We start from the raw sequence: 15454 nt of genomic DNA, 5'->3' as shown, positions 1-15454 counted from the left end.
TTACTGGATATATAGGAGACCCCGATGACCAGTTCCCAGAAACGCGCAGTCCAGAATTACCGCTCCCGTCTTGGCGAGCGCGGTCTGGCACGCTTCGAGGTGCTGGGGCTCAATGAGGATAAGGCGCTCCTTCGCTCGCTGGCACGGCATTTGGCAGAGGATGGTGCCGAAGCGGCCCGCATTCGTGATGTCGTCATCAAGACGATCTCGAAAGAACCTTCAAAAAAGGGCGGTGTCATTGCCGCGCTCCGAAGTTTTCCTCTCGAAGATGCTGAACTGGATCTCGAACGGCTGCGGACCGAGCCGCGTGAGATCGATCTGTGACGCGCTACCTGCTGGATACCAACATTGTTAGCAACGCGATCAAACCGGAGCCTTCGCAGGCGCTTTTGGCATGGTATGCGGAGCAAGCAGATGATGATTTATTTGTTCCATCTCTCGTGGTGGCCGAGATTCGGCGCGGTATTTTGATCATGCCGGCGGGTCGCAGGCGCAGTTTGCTGGAAGCATGGTTTTCAAGCTCTGCAGGACCGCAGGCAGTATTCGCCGGGCGAATCCTTCCTTTTGACGAGCGCGCTGGATTGCTCTGGGCACAACTCATGGCCGAAGGGCGGTCGATTGGGCGCCCGAGAAATGCCTTTGATATGATTATCGCCTCTATAGCTGTCGTGAACGATTGTGTTTTGGCTACGGACAACGAAAAAGACTTTTGGGGTCTGGATTTCATCAACCCTCTTCGCGCAGAAACCAGATGACGTGCCGCAAGTAAGGCCTTATCCATCGCCATCAATCGTTTTTGATTTTCTTGGGAGAATTAAACCATGCTTTTCGCCTTTGTCTGCAAGGACAAGCCCGGTCATCTGAATGTTCGCATGGAGACGCGTCCGGCGCATCTGGAGCATTTGAACAAGCTCAATGCCGAAGGCACATTGAAGATGGCCGGTCCATTCCTGGATGCGGACGGCAAGCCGAACGGCAGCCTTGTTGTCGTCAATGCCGAGAGCGGCGAGGCAGCCAAGGCGATTGCCGACGCCGATCCCTATATGAAGGCCGGCCTGTTCGAGAGCGTCGAGATCAAGCCGTTCAACTGGGTCTTCAACAATCCGGAGGCATGAGAGATGGCTCATTGGCTTTACAAATCCGAGCCGTCCTCCTGGTCCTGGCAACAGCAGAAGGATGCCGGCGCAAAGGGCACCGAATGGACCGGCGTGCGCAACTATCTTGCCCGCAACAACATGCGGTCCATGCAGATCGGCGACAAGGGCTTCTTCTATCACTCCAATGACGGGCTGGAGGTCGTCGGTATCGTGGAGGTCTGCGCGCTCGCCCATCCGGACTCGACCGCCAAGGACGATCCGCGCTGGGAATGCGTCGACATCCGCGCGGTGCGCGACATGCCGAATCCCGTGACCCTCAAGGATATCAAGGCCAATCCGAAGCTCTCGCAAATGTCGCTCGTCACCTCCATGCGGCTTTCCGTGCAGCCGGTGACCGACGAGGAATGGCTCGAAGTCTGCCACATGGGCGGCCTGGATAATCCGCCGGTCTGATCCGGCTGAAGGACCTCGTGAAAACCGATCCCGAAAGCTTCATCCTTGCCAATACCAGCCTCATGGCGCCGCCGCATGTGCCGGAAATCCGTTTGCATCTTGCGAGCGAGGCGCATGAACTCTGGCTGAAGACGGAAGAGGAGCTGGAGGCGATCGGCTTGCCGCCGCCCTTCTGGGCCTTTGCCTGGGCCGGCGGGCAGAGCCTGGCGCGCTATATCCTCGATCATCCGGAGATCGTTGCAGGCAAGATCGTGCTGGATTTTGCCAGCGGCTCCGGGCTCGTCGCGATTGCGGCGATGCGTGCGGGTGCGGCTCATGTGCTCGCGGTCGATATCGATCCGTGGGCGGGCACGGCGATCCGGCTCAATGCCGTTGAAAACGGCGTCGATCTGGATTTCGCCGGTGAGGATATCATAGGCCGCACCGTGGATGCGGAGGTTATTCTTGCCGGTGATGTTTTTTACGATCGTGATATCGCGGCGAAGCTCGTTCCCTGGCTGCGTCAACTAGCCGGCGAGGGGAGGCTCGTTCTGGTCGGCGATCCCGGCAGGGCCTATCTTCCGAAGGAACGCCTGGAGGCGCAGGCCACCTATGAAGTGCCGGTTACGCGGGCACTGGAGGATAGCGAGGTCAAGAAGACGACGGTCTGGCGTTTTGCCGCCGATTGACAATCGTCAGTGCCGGATAACGCAGACGCCCGCTTCATACGAGCAGGGATTGCCGGCATAGCGGACATCGATGACTTTCGCCTTCGGCCTCAGCTGCATTGTGGCAGGCGGAGCGTAGGGATTGTAGCCGCCATAGCCGATGACATAGGTACCACCATCGGCCCGATAGACGTCGGCCGAGCCGGCATAGCTGCCGGCGTTCGCCGCGTCGCGCCGTTCCATGATGACGATCCGGGCAGGTTGCTGCTCGCGATCCTGGGGTTCCGCTATCTGGTTCAGGTGCACCAAGCCGGAGCGGTCCTGATGATGCCAGTGCCGGTAGTCGCCCGCCGATGCCGGTGCGAAGGAAAGAATTGCCGCCGCCACGATGAGCGCTGCTGCCTTTAAAAGATGCGGCTTCATGATTCGCCTCGCTTCGATCGGTTAATGAAATCTTAACGGCAGATTGCCCCAAGAGCCGCGCGAAGTCCACGTCACGGTTGCCGAAATGGTAAACGGCCCCGAATGGGAAGTCCGTGCTTGCATGCTCGCTAAAGTGCAATGCGATCCGAATCGATTAAATTCGATGCAGGCATCAATTGGGCTTGTGGATGGGCGTCTCTGTGATTATTGGTCGCAATGATGCAACGCACACTGCACGTCTTTGCGCGCGCGTTGCCCCGGATACCGGGTTCTAAGCGTATCGTAACGCCGCGAGGTTCTGATGGCGAACGTCACACAAAACCGGCCTTTGTCGCCGCATCTGCAAATCTACAAACCCATTCCCACCATGGTCATGTCGATCCTCCACCGCATCACCGGCGGCGCGCTCTATTTCGGCACGCTGCTGGTCGCCTGGTGGCTGATCGCCGCGGCGACCGGTCAGGCCTATTTCGATCTGGTCAACTGGATCATGGGCACCATCATCGGCCGCATCATCCTGTTTGGCTACACCTGGGCGCTTCTGCACCATATGCTTGGCGGTCTGCGCCACTTCGTGTGGGATCTGGGGCATGGGTTCGATCCCGCCGTTTCGACCAGGATGGCCAAGGCCACGCTCATCGGCTCGATCTGTCTGACCGCGCTGGTCTGGATCATCGGCATCATCATCCGGTTGGGTTGATTGGCATGATCGCTCCCGGAAGCGCTTCAGCGCATTCGGGATCATGCTTTAAAGGATATTTCTCATGGATATGCGCACTCCTCTGGGCAAAGTCCGCGGTCTCGGTTCCGCCAAGGAAGGTACCGATCATTTCTGGCGCCAGCGCCTGACCGCCGTTGCCAACGTTCCGCTCTTGCTCTTCTTCGTCATCTTCCTGATGATCTATGCTGGCGCGCCCTATGCCGAAGTTGTGCATGCGCTGTCGAACCCGATCGTCGCCGTCATCTTCGGCCTGATGGTGATCTCAGCCCTCTTTCACATGAGGATCGGCATGCAGGTCATTATCGAGGACTATGTTCATGGCGAATTCGCCAAGATCGTCCTTCTCATGCTCAACACGTTCTTCGCGATCGTCGTGGCGGGGCTCTGTCTCTTCGCCGTTCTGAAGATCGCGTTCGTAGGATAATTGCATCATGGCACCGAACTCATCCGCTCAGAATGGGCCCGCTCAGAACGGGAAAGCCTACAAATATATCGATCACTCCTATGACGTAATCGTCGTCGGCGCCGGCGGCGCCGGCCTGCGCGCCACGCTCGGCATGGCCGAACAAGGTTTCCGCACCGCCTGCATCACCAAGGTCTTCCCCACCCGCTCGCATACGGTCGCAGCCCAGGGCGGCATTGCCGCCTCGCTGCAGAACATGACGCCGGACAGCTGGCAGTGGCATCTCTACGACACCGTCAAGGGCTCCGACTGGCTCGGCGACGTCGATGCCATGCAGTACATGGTCATGGAAGCGCCGAAGGCCGTCTACGAGCTCGAGCATTACGGCGTGCCTTTCTCCCGTAACGAAGAAGGCAAGATCTATCAGCGCCCGTTCGGCGGTCACATGCAGAATTTCGGCGAGGGACCGCCGGTACAGCGCACCTGTGCCGCCGCCGACCGTACCGGTCACGCTATCCTGCACACGCTCTACGGTCAGTCGCTCCGAAACAACGCGGAATTCTTCATCGAATATTTCGCGCTCGACCTCATCATGTCCGATGATGGCAGCCGCTGCACCGGCGTCGTTGCCTGGTGCCTCGATGATGGTACGATCCATCGCTTCGCCGCCAAGATGGTGGTGCTGGCGACCGGCGGCTATGGCCGCGCCTATTTCTCGGCGACGTCTGCCCATACCTGCACCGGCGACGGCGGCGGCATGGTGGCCCGCGCCGGCCTGCCGCTGCAGGACATGGAATTCGTGCAGTTCCATCCCACCGGTATTTACGGTTCGGGATGTCTTATTACCGAAGGCGCGCGCGGCGAAGGCGGCTACCTCGTCAATTCCGAGGGCGAGCGCTTCATGGAGCGCTATGCTCCCTCGGCGAAGGACCTTGCCTCCCGCGACGTCGTTTCGCGCTGCATGACGCTTGAGATCCGCGAGGGTCGCGGCGTCGGCAAGAACAAGGACCATATCTTCCTGCATCTCGACCACCTCGATCCCGCCGTGCTGCACGAGCGTCTCCCGGGCATTTCCGAAAGCGCCCGCATCTTCGCCGGCGTCGACGTGACCCGCGATCCGATCCCGGTCCTGCCGACCGTTCACTACAATATGGGCGGCATCCCGACGAACTATTGGGGCGAAGTGCTGAATGCCGACAGCAGCAATCCCGAGCGCGTTCTGCCCGGTCTGATGGCTGTCGGCGAAGCCGGCTGCGCTTCGGTGCACGGGGCCAACCGCCTCGGCTCCAACTCGCTGATCGACCTCGTGGTCTTCGGCCGCGCCGCCGCCATCCGAGCCGGCCAGGTCATCGACCGCAACAGCCCTGTTCCGCCTGTGAACGTCGCCGCCTGCGACAAGATCATGGAGCGTTTCGACCGCCTGCGCCACGCCAGCGGCTCGACGCCGACTGCGGCACTGCGCGAGAAGATGCAGCGCGCCATGCAGGAAGACGCCGCCGTGTTCCGCACGCAGGAATCGCTGGAATCCGGCTGCCGCCGCCTGTCGGAGATCTGGAAGGAATTGCCTGACATCAAGGTCACCGACCGGTCGCTGATCTGGAATTCCGATCTCGTGGAAACGCTCGAACTGCACAATCTGATGGCCAATGCCATCACGACCATCTACGGCGCCGAAGCCCGCAAGGAAAGCCGCGGCTCGCACGCCCGCGAGGACTATACCGAGGGCAAGTTCGCCGGCCGCGACGACGAGAACTGGCGCAAGCATACGCTTGCCTGGGTCAACGAGGCAGGCGAGGTGAAGCTTGACTATCGTCCGGTTCACACCGACCTGATCGCCGAAGGCATCGATCCGCACAAGATCGAGCCGAAGGCACGCGTGTACTGATCTGAGAGGAACTGACCATGGTTGAACTTGCTCTCCCCAAGAACTCTCAGATGCGCGAAGGCAAGGTCTGGCCGAAGCCGGTCGGCGCGAAGAACACGCGCGAATTCCGCGTCTATCGCTGGAGCCCTGATGACGGCCAGAACCCGAGCATCGATACCTATTACATCGATGTCGACGATTGCGGCCCGATGGTGCTCGACGGTCTGCTCTACATCAAGAACAAGATCGATCCGACGCTGACGCTGCGCCGCTCCTGCCGCGAAGGGATTTGCGGCTCCTGCGCGATGAACATCGACGGCACAAACACGCTCGCCTGTACCAAGGGCATGGACGAGATCAAGGGCACCGTGAAGATCTATCCGCTGCCGCATATGCCTGTCGTCAAGGACCTCGTGCCGGATCTGACAAACTTCTACGCCCAGCATCGCTCGATCGAACCCTGGCTGAAGACGGTATCGCCGCCGCCGGCCAAGGAATGGAAGCAGAGCCATGAAGACCGCCTGAAGCTCGACGGCCTCTACGAGTGCATCCTATGCGCCTGCTGCTCGACCTCCTGTCCGAGCTACTGGTGGAACGGCGACCGCTATCTCGGTCCGGCTGTTCTGCTGCAGGCTTACCGCTGGCTGATCGACTCCAGAGACGAAGCCAAGGGCGAACGCCTCGACAATCTCGAGGATCCCTTCCGTCTCTATCGCTGCCATACGATCATGAACTGCGCCCAGACCTGCCCGAAGGGTCTGAACCCGGCCAAGGCAATCGCCGAAATCAAGAAGATGATGGTCGAACGGCGGGTCTGACCCGCCGTTTCCAGCCGTTTAACCGCAAAGCAAAATGCTGCGGCGGGCTCGCCGAAGCGCCCGCATCGTTCTCCAGATGGCGCATAACATGTTGCCGTCGCGAAAGCATTCGAGCAAGGACGGGCATCGGAGAGGCCACCGAACGGCCGCTCGCAGCCATTTTAGACGGGTTGCAGCGGATTAAGCCTTGAAACCACCCAATTCTTGTCCAGCTATGGCCTACGGCACTTTGTGGCGGTATCGACTTGATTAACCAAAGTGAAATACGATAATTCGGACATCATTAAATATCACTTTGCAGATGTCAGCGGTGGACAATCATTTAGGAGTGTGATGATGCAGTTTAGATATGCAGCGACGGCTGCGGCGATTGGTCTGTCGCTTGCCGGTTGCCAGCGCACGGCATACAACAACGACAGTTATTCTTCTCCGCCGCCACTGCAGGCTCAGCCTGTTCCTTCCGTACAATCAAGCCAGCTTCCGCCACCAGGCGCCGGCAACGGCTCGCAGTTTCCAGCCCCTCCCACGGGCGCTCCGAATGCGGGGAATCCGGCGCAACAGCAGGCGATGGCGGCTTCCGCCATGGATGTCACGAAGGAATCGATGGTCGGCAGCTGGAAGGTCAGCAATGGCGGATCGAGCTGCGACATGTTCCTGACGCTGACCAATCTCGGCAGCGGCTCGCGCGGCGGTACGCGCGGCTGCGCGGGCGAACTGACCTCCATGGGTTCGTGGGAGGTTTCCGGCAAGCAGGTCCTCCTGAAAAATCGTGATGGCTCGACCATCGGCACACTCTACAAGACGGCCGCTGCGCGCTTCGACGGTTCGACCGCCTCCGGCCAGCCGCTCAGCCTCAGCCGATAAGCTTATTTGAAAGGGGCAGCATCCTTTGGGTGCGCCCCATTTGCACAGGCGGATATTTCCCCATGCAGCCCATGCCAGATTACTCGCTCAGCGTCTGCGAACAGCTGAAGGCGCTGACGGCGTCCGGGTCCCTTCAGGTGGATTCGGCGCAGATGGATGTGGCGAAGATGCTGGACCGTGTGCTTGCCGATCTCAAGCGTAAGCGGCCCGCCGCAAAATCCAGCGCCCTGGGGTGGATGTTTGCCGCGCGCAAGAAGTCCGTCGAGACGATCAAAGGCCTCTATATTCACGGCAGCGTCGGCCGCGGCAAGACCATGCTGATGGACATGTTCTTCTCGATGGCGCCCTGCCAGAAGAAGCGCCGGGCGCATTTCTTCGAGTTCATGACCGACGTGCACAACCGGATTGCGGCGCAGCGGCTGAAATTCAAGAACGGCGAGACGAAGCAGGCCGATCCCATACCGCCTGTTGCCGCCGATCTCTACGCCGAAGCCGAACTGCTGTGCTTCGACGAATTCACCGTGACCGACATTGCCGACGCGATGATCCTTTCGCGGCTGTTTTCCGAGCTGTTCTCGCTCGGCTGCGTGCTGATCGCCACTTCGAATGTCGAGCCGGACAATCTCTACCGGGACGGGCTCAATCGCGGTCTTTTCCTGCCCTTTATCGATCTTCTGAAGAAGCATGTCGATATCGTGACGCTGGATTCGCCGACCGACTACCGCATGGAGAAGCTGAACAGCCAGCCCGTCTATCTCACCCCCCTCGACCAGCGTACCGACATGGCGATGGATGCCTCCTGGATGCAGGCATTGCACGGGCGCAAGGCGCAGCCGGCGGAGATCCCGATGAAGGGGCGCTCCATCCATGTCCCGCTGGCCGTCGATCGCATGGCGCGTTTTTCCTTCGCCGATCTTTGCGGCGCGCCGCTTGGCCCCGCCGATTTTCTGGCCATCGCCGAGCGTTTCGATACGATCTTTCTTGATCGCGTGCCGAAGCTCGGTCCGGATAAGCGGAACCAAACGAAGCGTTTCATCATTTTGATCGATACGCTCTACGATCATAATATCCGGCTTTACGTCTCCGCAGCCGCGATGCCGGAGGACTTGCTAGTGGAACGCCGGGGCACCGAAGGCTTCGAATTCGACCGGACCGCCTCGCGGCTTTTCGAGATGCGCAGCGCCGAATATCTCGCTCAGACTCGGGCAAGGCGCGCCGCCGAGTAACAAACCAGTGAAACACCCGCTTACGTTTACGTAAGAATTTTTCGATCTAACCGATTGAAATTCCTGATCTCAAAATAATCAATTGCCAATTTCGCCCTTTGGGTCTATGCGAATGGCGGCAAAGGTGGATGCCTTGCAGGTGTCCTGCCACGGATTTTGATCGCAAAGGATACACCGAAATGGCGCGCAACAAGATCGCACTTATTGGTTCTGGCATGATTGGTGGCACGCTGGCGCATCTCGCCGGCCTGAAGGAACTGGGCGATATCGTCCTGTTCGACATCGCGGACGGCATTCCTCAGGGCAAGGGTCTCGACATCGCCCAGTCCTCCCCGGTCGAAGGCTTCGACGCCAACCTCACCGGCGCCAGCGACTATTCCGCGATCGAAGGCGCAGACGTCTGCATCGTCACGGCCGGCGTTCCCCGCAAGCCGGGCATGAGCCGCGACGATCTTCTCGGCATCAATCTCAAGGTCATGGAACAGGTCGGCGCCGGCATCAAGAAGTATGCCCCGAACGCCTTCGTGATCTGCATCACCAATCCGCTCGACGCCATGGTCTGGGCGCTGCAGAAGTTCTCGGGCCTGCCGACCAACAAGGTCGTCGGCATGGCCGGCGTGCTCGACAGTTCGCGCTTCCGCCTCTTCCTCGCCAAGGAATTCAACGTATCGGTCGAAGACGTCACGGCTTTCGTTCTCGGCGGTCACGGCGACTCGATGGTTCCGCTCGCCCGCTACTCCACCGTTGCCGGCATCCCGCTGACGGACCTCGTCAACATGGGCTGGCTCACCGCCGAGCGCCTCGAAGAAATCATCCAGCGCACGCGTGACGGCGGCGCCGAGATCGTCGGCCTGCTCAAGACCGGTTCCGCCTATTACGCTCCGGCCGCTTCCGCCATCGCCATGGCCGAATCCTACCTCAAGGACAAGAAGCGCGTCCTGCCTTGCGCCGCCTACCTCTCCGGCCAGTATGGCGTGAAGGACATGTATGTCGGCGTTCCCACCGTCATCGGTGCCGGCGGCATCGAGCGCGTCATCGAGATCGACCTGAACAAGGCCGAAAAGGAAGCCTTCGACAAGTCGGTCGCGGCCGTTGCCGGCCTTTGCGAGGCTTGCACGACGATCGCGCCGTCGCTGAAGTAATTTCCGACTTCCAACAGGGATAGACCCATGAACATTCATGAATACCAGGCCAAGGCGCTGCTGAAGACCTATGGCGCACCCGTCGCGGACGGCGTCGCCATCTTCTCCGCCGATGAAGCCGCCGCCGCTGCCAAGCAGCTTCCGGGCCCGCTTTACGTCGTCAAGAGCCAGATTCACGCCGGTGGCCGCGGCAAGGGCAAGTTCAAGGAACTCGGCCCGGATGCCAAGGGCGGTGTCCGCCTTGCCAAGTCGGTTGACGAAGTCGTCGCCAACGCCAAGGAAATGCTCGGCCACACGCTGGTCACCAAGCAGACCGGCCCGGCCGGCAAGCAGGTCAATCGTCTCTACATCGAAGACGGCGCCGATATCGACCGCGAACTTTATCTCTCGATCCTCGTCGACCGTTCCGTCGGTCAGGTCGCTTTCGTCGTTTCGACGGAAGGCGGCATGGATATCGAGACCGTCGCGCACGATACGCCGGAAAAGATCATCACCGTCGCCATCGATCCGTCGGCGGGTGTGACGGCTGCCAACACGGCCGCCCTTTCCGACGCGCTGAAGCTCGAGGGTGCTGCCCGCGAGGATGCCGCCAAGCTCTTCCCGATCCTCTACAAGGCCTTCGTCGAGAAGGATATGGCGCTCCTCGAGGTCAACCCGCTGATCGTCATGACCAACGGCCGCCTACGCGTTCTCGACGCCAAGGTTTCCTTCGACGGCAACGCGCTCTTCCGTCATGAAGACATCCGCGCACTGCGCGACACGACGGAAGAAGACGAGAAGGAAATCCAGGCGCACGAATACGACCTCGCCTATGTCGCCCTCGACGGCAACATCGGCTGCATGGTCAATGGCGCCGGTCTTGCCATGGCAACCATGGACATCATCAAGCTCTACGGCGCCGAGCCGGCGAACTTCCTCGATGTCGGCGGCGGCGCCACCAAGGAAAAGGTCACGGCCGCCTTCAAGATCATCACTGCCGATCCGGCCGTCCAGGGCATTCTGGTCAACATCTTCGGCGGCATCATGAAGTGCGACGTCATTGCCGAAGGCGTGCTCGCAGCCGTCAAGGAAGTCGGTCTGAAGGTTCCGCTCGTCGTGCGCCTCGAGGGCACCAATGTCGAGCTCGGCAAGAAGATCATCAATGAATCCGGTCTCAACGTCATCTCCGCAGATGACCTGGACGATGCCGCCCAGAAGATCGTGAAGGCAGTCAAGGGCTGATCGGGATGGCTGCTTCCTTCGCTCCAACGGCTGCTCATCTTCGCCTCGGTGCCTTTGCCGGCACCTGGGAAGGGGAAGAGCGCGTCGCGGCTTCGGCCTGGACGAAGGAAGGCACGGCAGCCGCGCGCCTCACGGCCGAGTGGCTGTTCGGCGGATTTTTCGTCGAGCAGCGCTACGTGCAGACGCGGGACGGCAGCACGTCGTTCGAAGCCCGGAACATTTTCGGCTTCGACGCTGCGGATCAGGCCTACAAGCTCTATCAGTTCGATACGGTAGGCTTTACGCCCGCCGCGCCGGCCTCCGGCGAATGGACCGACGACAAGCTTGTCCTGACCAAGGTCTCGCCGCGCGGTCAACAACGCACTCTCTTCCAGTTCGAAAATGAAGACTGCTACCGCATGGGCGTCACGTTCTCGCCCGCCGGCAGCGATACATGGCAGGAGGTCGTCAGCGGCTTATATCGCCGCGTTGCCTCCGCGTCTTCCAACCTCTCGTAACAAAGGCCTCGCATGTCTATCCTCATCAACAAAGACACCAAGGTTCTGGTTCAGGGCCTGACCGGCAAGACCGGCACCTTCCACACTGAACAGGCGCTCGCCTATCACGGCACGAAGATGGTCGGCGGTATCCACCCTTCCAAGGGCGGTGAAACCTGGACCGGTTCCAAGGGCGAAAAGCTGCCGATCTTCAAATCGGTCGCTGAAGGCAAGGAAGCGACCGGCGCTAACGCATCGGTCATCTACGTGCCGCCGGCCGGTGCCGCGGCTGCGATCCTCGAAGCGATCGAAGCCGAAATCCCGCTCATCGTCTGCATCACGGAAGGCATTCCGGTCGCCGACATGGTCAAGGTCAAGGACCGTCTGATCAAGTCGAAGTCGCGCCTGATCGGGCCGAACTGCCCGGGCGTTCTGACGCCGAACGAATGCAAGATCGGCATCATGCCGGGCTCCATCTTCAAGAAGGGCTCCGTCGGCGTTCTCTCGCGCTCCGGCACGCTGACCTATGAAGCCGTGTTCCAGACCACCAATGAAGGTCTCGGCCAGACGACGGCCGTCGGCATCGGCGGCGACCCGGTCAAGGGCACCGAATTCATCGACGTCCTGGAAATGTTCCTCGCCGACGACGAAACCAAGTCGATCATCATGATCGGCGAAATCGGCGGCTCGGCGGAAGAAGACGCCGCGCAGTTCCTCAAGGACGAAGCCAAGAAGGGCCGCAAGAAGCCGATGGTCGGCTTCATCGCCGGCCGCACCGCACCTCCCGGCCGCACGATGGGCCATGCCGGCGCCGTCATCTCCGGCGGCAAGGGCGGCGCGGAAGATAAGATCGCAGCGATGGAATCGGCAGGCATCCGCGTGTCGCCGTCGCCGGCGCGGCTCGGCAAGACGCTGGTGGAAGTCCTGAAGGGCTGAGCCTACCTATAGCAAGGCCGGACGGGGCGGCAGTCGCCTTGTCCCGTCCGGTTCCGGCATTCGCAAGTGCATAGCTGCGGCCTTGACGGCCGCGAACGAAATACGGTCGCCGGGGACCCGAAAACCGGCAATGCAAACAAGTTGGGAGACGGGCGAGAGCGCCCGCAGATTCACCATGGCAAGGCAAGAAGCCAACGAGCAATTTCAGATCACCTCGTTCCTGGATGGCGCCAATGCTGCCTATATCGAGCAGCTCTACGCGCGCTACGAGGACGATCCTTCATCGGTCTCCGACGAGTGGCGGTCTTTCTTCAAGGCGCTCGAGGATAGCCCCGACGATGTGAAGAAGGCAGCGCAGGGCGCCTCCTGGCGGCGCAAGAACTGGCCGATCCAGCCGAAGGGCGATCTGGTTTCCGCGCTCGACGGCGACTGGGGCGTTGTCGAAAAGGTTATCGAAACCAAGCTGAAGGCCAAGGCCGACGCCGCCGGTGCGCCGGCGAGCGCGACCGACGTGTTGCAGGCGACACGCGATTCCGTCCGCGCCATCATGATGATCCGCGCCTATCGCATGCGCGGCCACCTGCACGCCAAGCTCGATCCGCTCGGCATCGCCGCTCCGGTCGAAGACTACAAGGAGCTGTCGCCGGAAGCCTATGGCTTCACGGAGGCCGACTTCGACCGCAAGATCTTCATCGACAACGTGCTCGGCCTCGAATTCGCGACCGTTCGCGAGATGATCGAAATCCTCGAGCGCACCTATTGCTCCACCCTCGGCGTCGAATTCATGCACATCTCCAACCCGGAGGAAAAGGCATGGATTCAGGAACGCATCGAAGGTCCGGACAAGGGCATCGCGTTCAACCCCGAACGCAAGAAGGCCATCCTGCAGAAGATCATCGAAGCCGAAGGCTACGAGCAGTTCCTCGACGTCAAGTTCAAGGGCACCAAGCGTTTCGGCCTCGACGGCGGCGAATCGCTTATCCCGGCGCTTGAACAGATCCTGAAGAGCGGCAGCCAGCTCGGTCTTCGCGAAGCCGTGTTCGGCATGGCGCATCGCGGCCGTCTGAACGTGCTGTCCCAGGTCATGGGCAAGCCGCACCGCGCCATTTTCCACGAGTTCAAGGGCGGCTCCTACGCGCCTGACGAAGTCGAGGGTTCGGGCGACGTGAAGTACCATCTCGGCGCGTCCTCGGACCGCGATTTCGATGGTGCCAAGGTGCACGTATCGCTGACGGCAAACCCGTCGCATCTCGAAATCGTCAACCCGGTCGTCATGGGCAAGGCCCGTGCCAAGCAGGATATGGGCGCCACCCAGTGGGACGGCGACATCATCCCGCTGTCCGAGCGCGCCAAGGTCGTGCCGCTGCTCATCCATGGTGACGCGGCTTTCGCCGGCCAGGGCGTCGTTGCCGAAATCCTCGGTCTGTCCGGTCTGCGCGGCCACCGCGTTGCCGGTACGATGCACGTCATCATCAACAACCAGATCGGTTTCACCACCAATCCGGCCTTCTCGCGTTCGTCGCCCTATCCGTCCGACGTCGCCAAGATGATCGAGGCGCCGATCTTCCACGTCAACGGCGATGATCCCGAAGCGGTCGTCTATGCCGCGAAGATCGCGACAGAATTCCGCATGAAGTTCCACAAGCCCGTTGTGGTCGACATGTTCTGCTATCGCCGTTACGGCCACAATGAAGGCGATGAGCCGTCCTTCACGCAGCCGAACATGTACAAGGTCATCCGCGCCCACAAGACGGTGCTGCAGATCTATTCGCAGCGTCTGATCAGCGAAGGCGTGCTGACCGAGGGCGAAGTCGAGAAGATGAAGGCCGATTGGCGTGCGCATCTCGAGCAGGAGTTCGAGGCCGGCCAGTCCTACAAGCCGAACAAGGCCGACTGGCTCGACGGCGAGTGGTCCGGCCTGCACACGGCCGACAATGCCGACGAGCAGCGCCGCGGCAAGACCGCCGTGCCGATGAAGTCGCTGAAGGAAATCGGCCGCAAGCTGTCGGAAATCCCCGCTTGCTTCCACGCGCACCGCACCATCCAGCGCTTCATGGAAAACCGCGCCAACATGGTGCAGACGGGCGAGGGCATCGACTGGGCCATGGCGGAAGCCCTGGCCTTCGGTTCGCTCGTGGTCGAAGGCCACAAGATCCGCCTGTCCGGTCAGGATTGCGAACGCGGCACCTTTTCGCAGCGTCATTCGGTTCTCTACGATCAGGAGACCGAAGAGCGCTACATCCCGCTCGCCAATCTCTCGCCGACCCAGGCCCGCTACGAAGTCATCAACTCGATGCTCTCTGAAGAAGCGGTTCTCGGCTTCGAATACGGCTATTCGCTTGCCCGTCCGAACGCGCTGACCCTCTGGGAAGCCCAGTTCGGCGATTTCGCCAATGGTGCGCAGGTGGTGTTCGACCAGTTCATCTCGTCGGGCGAGCGCAAGTGGCTGCGCATGTCCGGTCTCGTCTGCCTGCTGCCGCATGGCTACGAAGGTCAGGGTCCGGAACACTCCTCGGCCCGTCTGGAACGTTATCTGCAGCTCTGCGCCGAGGATAACATGCAGGTCGCCAACGTCACGACGCCGGCGAACTACTTCCACATCCTGCGCCGTCAGCTGAAGCGCGATTTCCGCAAGCCGCTGATCCTGATGACGCCGAAGTCGCTGCTGCGCCACAAGCGCGCGGTGTCGACGCTGGCGGAGATGGCGGGCGAAAGCTCGTTCCACCGCCTGCTGTGGGACGATGCGGAGCTGATCAAGGACGGTCCGATCAAGCTGCAGAAGGACAACAAGATCCGTCGCGTCGTCATCTGCTCGGGCAAGGTCTATTACGATCTGCTGGAAGAGCGCGAGAAGCGCGGCATCGATGATATCTACCTGCTGCGTATCGAACAGCTCTATCCGTTCCCGGCCAAGGCGCTCATCAACGAGCTCAGCCGCTTCCGCAATGCGGAGATGGTCTGGTGCCAGGAGGAGCCTAAGAACATGGGCGCATGGTCCTTCATCGATCCGTATCTGGAATGGGTGCTCGCCCATATCGATGCCAAGTACCAGCGCGTTCGCTACACCGGCCGTCCGGCCGCCGCCTCTCCGGCGACGGGCCTGATGTCCAAGCATCTAGCGCAGCTTGCGGCGTTCCTTGAGGACGCGCTCGGCGGTTGAGGG

General features: G+C 60.9%; 17 protein-coding genes. 16 read left to right on the top strand and 1 reads right to left on the bottom strand.

The features are described from left to right. Positions 1–24: 24 nt before the first annotated feature. The 5 genes from C7U61_RS17060 (at position 25) to C7U61_RS17040 (ending at position 2218) form a co-directional block, all read left to right on the top strand. On the top strand, positions 25–324 hold the full coding sequence (locus C7U61_RS17060; RefSeq protein ID WP_106999273.1) for a hypothetical protein: 300 nt from the start codon (positions 25–27) through the stop codon (positions 322–324). Then, positions 321–755: a PIN domain-containing protein gene (locus tag C7U61_RS17055; RefSeq protein ID WP_106999272.1), complete on the top strand. Its 435-nt coding sequence runs from the start codon at positions 321–323 to the stop codon at positions 753–755. Before C7U61_RS17060 ends, C7U61_RS17055 begins: the two co-directional genes overlap by 4 nt. Positions 756–821: 66 nt before the next feature. Then, positions 822–1115, top strand: coding sequence for a YciI-like protein (locus C7U61_RS17050; protein WP_106999271.1), 294 nt, complete (start codon positions 822–824; stop codon positions 1113–1115). A gap of 3 nt (positions 1116–1118) precedes the next feature. Beyond that, complete coding sequence (locus C7U61_RS17045; RefSeq protein WP_106999270.1) at positions 1119–1550, top strand: EVE domain-containing protein; 432 nt, start codon at positions 1119–1121, stop codon at positions 1548–1550. A 17-nt stretch (positions 1551–1567) separates the two neighbouring features. Further along, positions 1568–2218 (top strand): methyltransferase, encoded by a 651-nt coding sequence (locus C7U61_RS17040; protein ID WP_106999269.1) that lies wholly within the window; start codon positions 1568–1570, stop codon positions 2216–2218. Between the two features lie 6 nt (positions 2219–2224). On the opposite strand, the gene C7U61_RS17035 is transcribed toward C7U61_RS17040, so the two are convergent. After that, positions 2225–2620: a hypothetical protein gene (locus tag C7U61_RS17035; RefSeq protein ID WP_106999268.1), complete on the bottom strand. Its 396-nt coding sequence runs from the start codon at positions 2618–2620 to the stop codon at positions 2225–2227. A 301-nt stretch (positions 2621–2921) separates the two neighbouring features. Between C7U61_RS17035 and sdhC the strand changes: the two genes are divergently transcribed. The 11 genes from sdhC (at position 2922) to C7U61_RS16980 (ending at position 15451) form a co-directional block, all read left to right on the top strand. After that, on the top strand, positions 2922–3320 hold the full coding sequence (gene sdhC / locus C7U61_RS17030) for a succinate dehydrogenase, cytochrome b556 subunit (protein WP_106999267.1): 399 nt from the start codon (positions 2922–2924) through the stop codon (positions 3318–3320). Between the two features lie 64 nt (positions 3321–3384). Then, the gene (sdhD, locus tag C7U61_RS17025; protein WP_106999266.1) at positions 3385–3765 is read left to right on the top strand and encodes a succinate dehydrogenase, hydrophobic membrane anchor protein; all 381 of its coding nucleotides are present in this window, start codon (positions 3385–3387) and stop codon (positions 3763–3765) included. A gap of 7 nt (positions 3766–3772) precedes the next feature. Further along, positions 3773–5629, top strand: a complete 1857-nt coding sequence (gene sdhA, locus C7U61_RS17020) for a succinate dehydrogenase flavoprotein subunit (RefSeq protein WP_106999265.1) — start codon at positions 3773–3775, stop codon at positions 5627–5629. Between the two features lie 17 nt (positions 5630–5646). Beyond that, positions 5647–6426: a succinate dehydrogenase iron-sulfur subunit gene (locus C7U61_RS17015; protein ID WP_106999264.1), complete on the top strand. Its 780-nt coding sequence runs from the start codon at positions 5647–5649 to the stop codon at positions 6424–6426. A 336-nt stretch (positions 6427–6762) separates the two neighbouring features. Then, positions 6763–7290: a protease inhibitor Inh/omp19 family protein gene (locus C7U61_RS17010; RefSeq protein ID WP_106999263.1), complete on the top strand. Its 528-nt coding sequence runs from the start codon at positions 6763–6765 to the stop codon at positions 7288–7290. Positions 7291–7352: 62 nt separating this feature from the next. Continuing rightward, entirely contained in the window at positions 7353–8516 is a 1164-nt protein-coding gene (gene zapE / locus C7U61_RS17005) for a cell division protein ZapE (RefSeq protein ID WP_106999262.1), read from the top strand. Between the two features lie 179 nt (positions 8517–8695). After that, positions 8696–9658 carry a malate dehydrogenase gene (gene mdh, locus C7U61_RS17000; RefSeq protein WP_106999261.1) on the top strand — a complete coding sequence of 321 codons (963 nt, stop codon included), beginning with the start codon at positions 8696–8698 and terminating at the stop codon, positions 9656–9658. Between the two features lie 27 nt (positions 9659–9685). Beyond that, complete coding sequence (gene sucC / locus C7U61_RS16995; RefSeq protein WP_106999260.1) at positions 9686–10879, top strand: ADP-forming succinate--CoA ligase subunit beta; 1194 nt, start codon at positions 9686–9688, stop codon at positions 10877–10879. A 5-nt stretch (positions 10880–10884) separates the two neighbouring features. Then, positions 10885–11376, top strand: a complete 492-nt coding sequence (locus tag C7U61_RS16990) for a DUF1579 family protein (protein WP_106999259.1) — start codon at positions 10885–10887, stop codon at positions 11374–11376. Between the two features lie 12 nt (positions 11377–11388). After that, on the top strand, positions 11389–12291 hold the full coding sequence (gene sucD, locus C7U61_RS16985) for a succinate--CoA ligase subunit alpha (protein WP_106999258.1): 903 nt from the start codon (positions 11389–11391) through the stop codon (positions 12289–12291). 175 nt (positions 12292–12466) lie between these two features. After that, positions 12467–15451 carry a 2-oxoglutarate dehydrogenase E1 component gene (locus tag C7U61_RS16980; RefSeq protein ID WP_106999257.1) on the top strand — a complete coding sequence of 995 codons (2985 nt, stop codon included), beginning with the start codon at positions 12467–12469 and terminating at the stop codon, positions 15449–15451. Positions 15452–15454: the final 3 nt, after the last annotated feature.

It is taken from the genome of Rhizobium sp. JAB6, assembly GCF_003024605.1.
Taxonomy (GTDB): domain Bacteria; phylum Pseudomonadota; class Alphaproteobacteria; order Rhizobiales; family Rhizobiaceae; genus Rhizobium.
The sequence above is the reverse complement of the archived record's forward strand: the minus strand, read 5'-3'. Positions and strand labels throughout refer to the sequence as shown.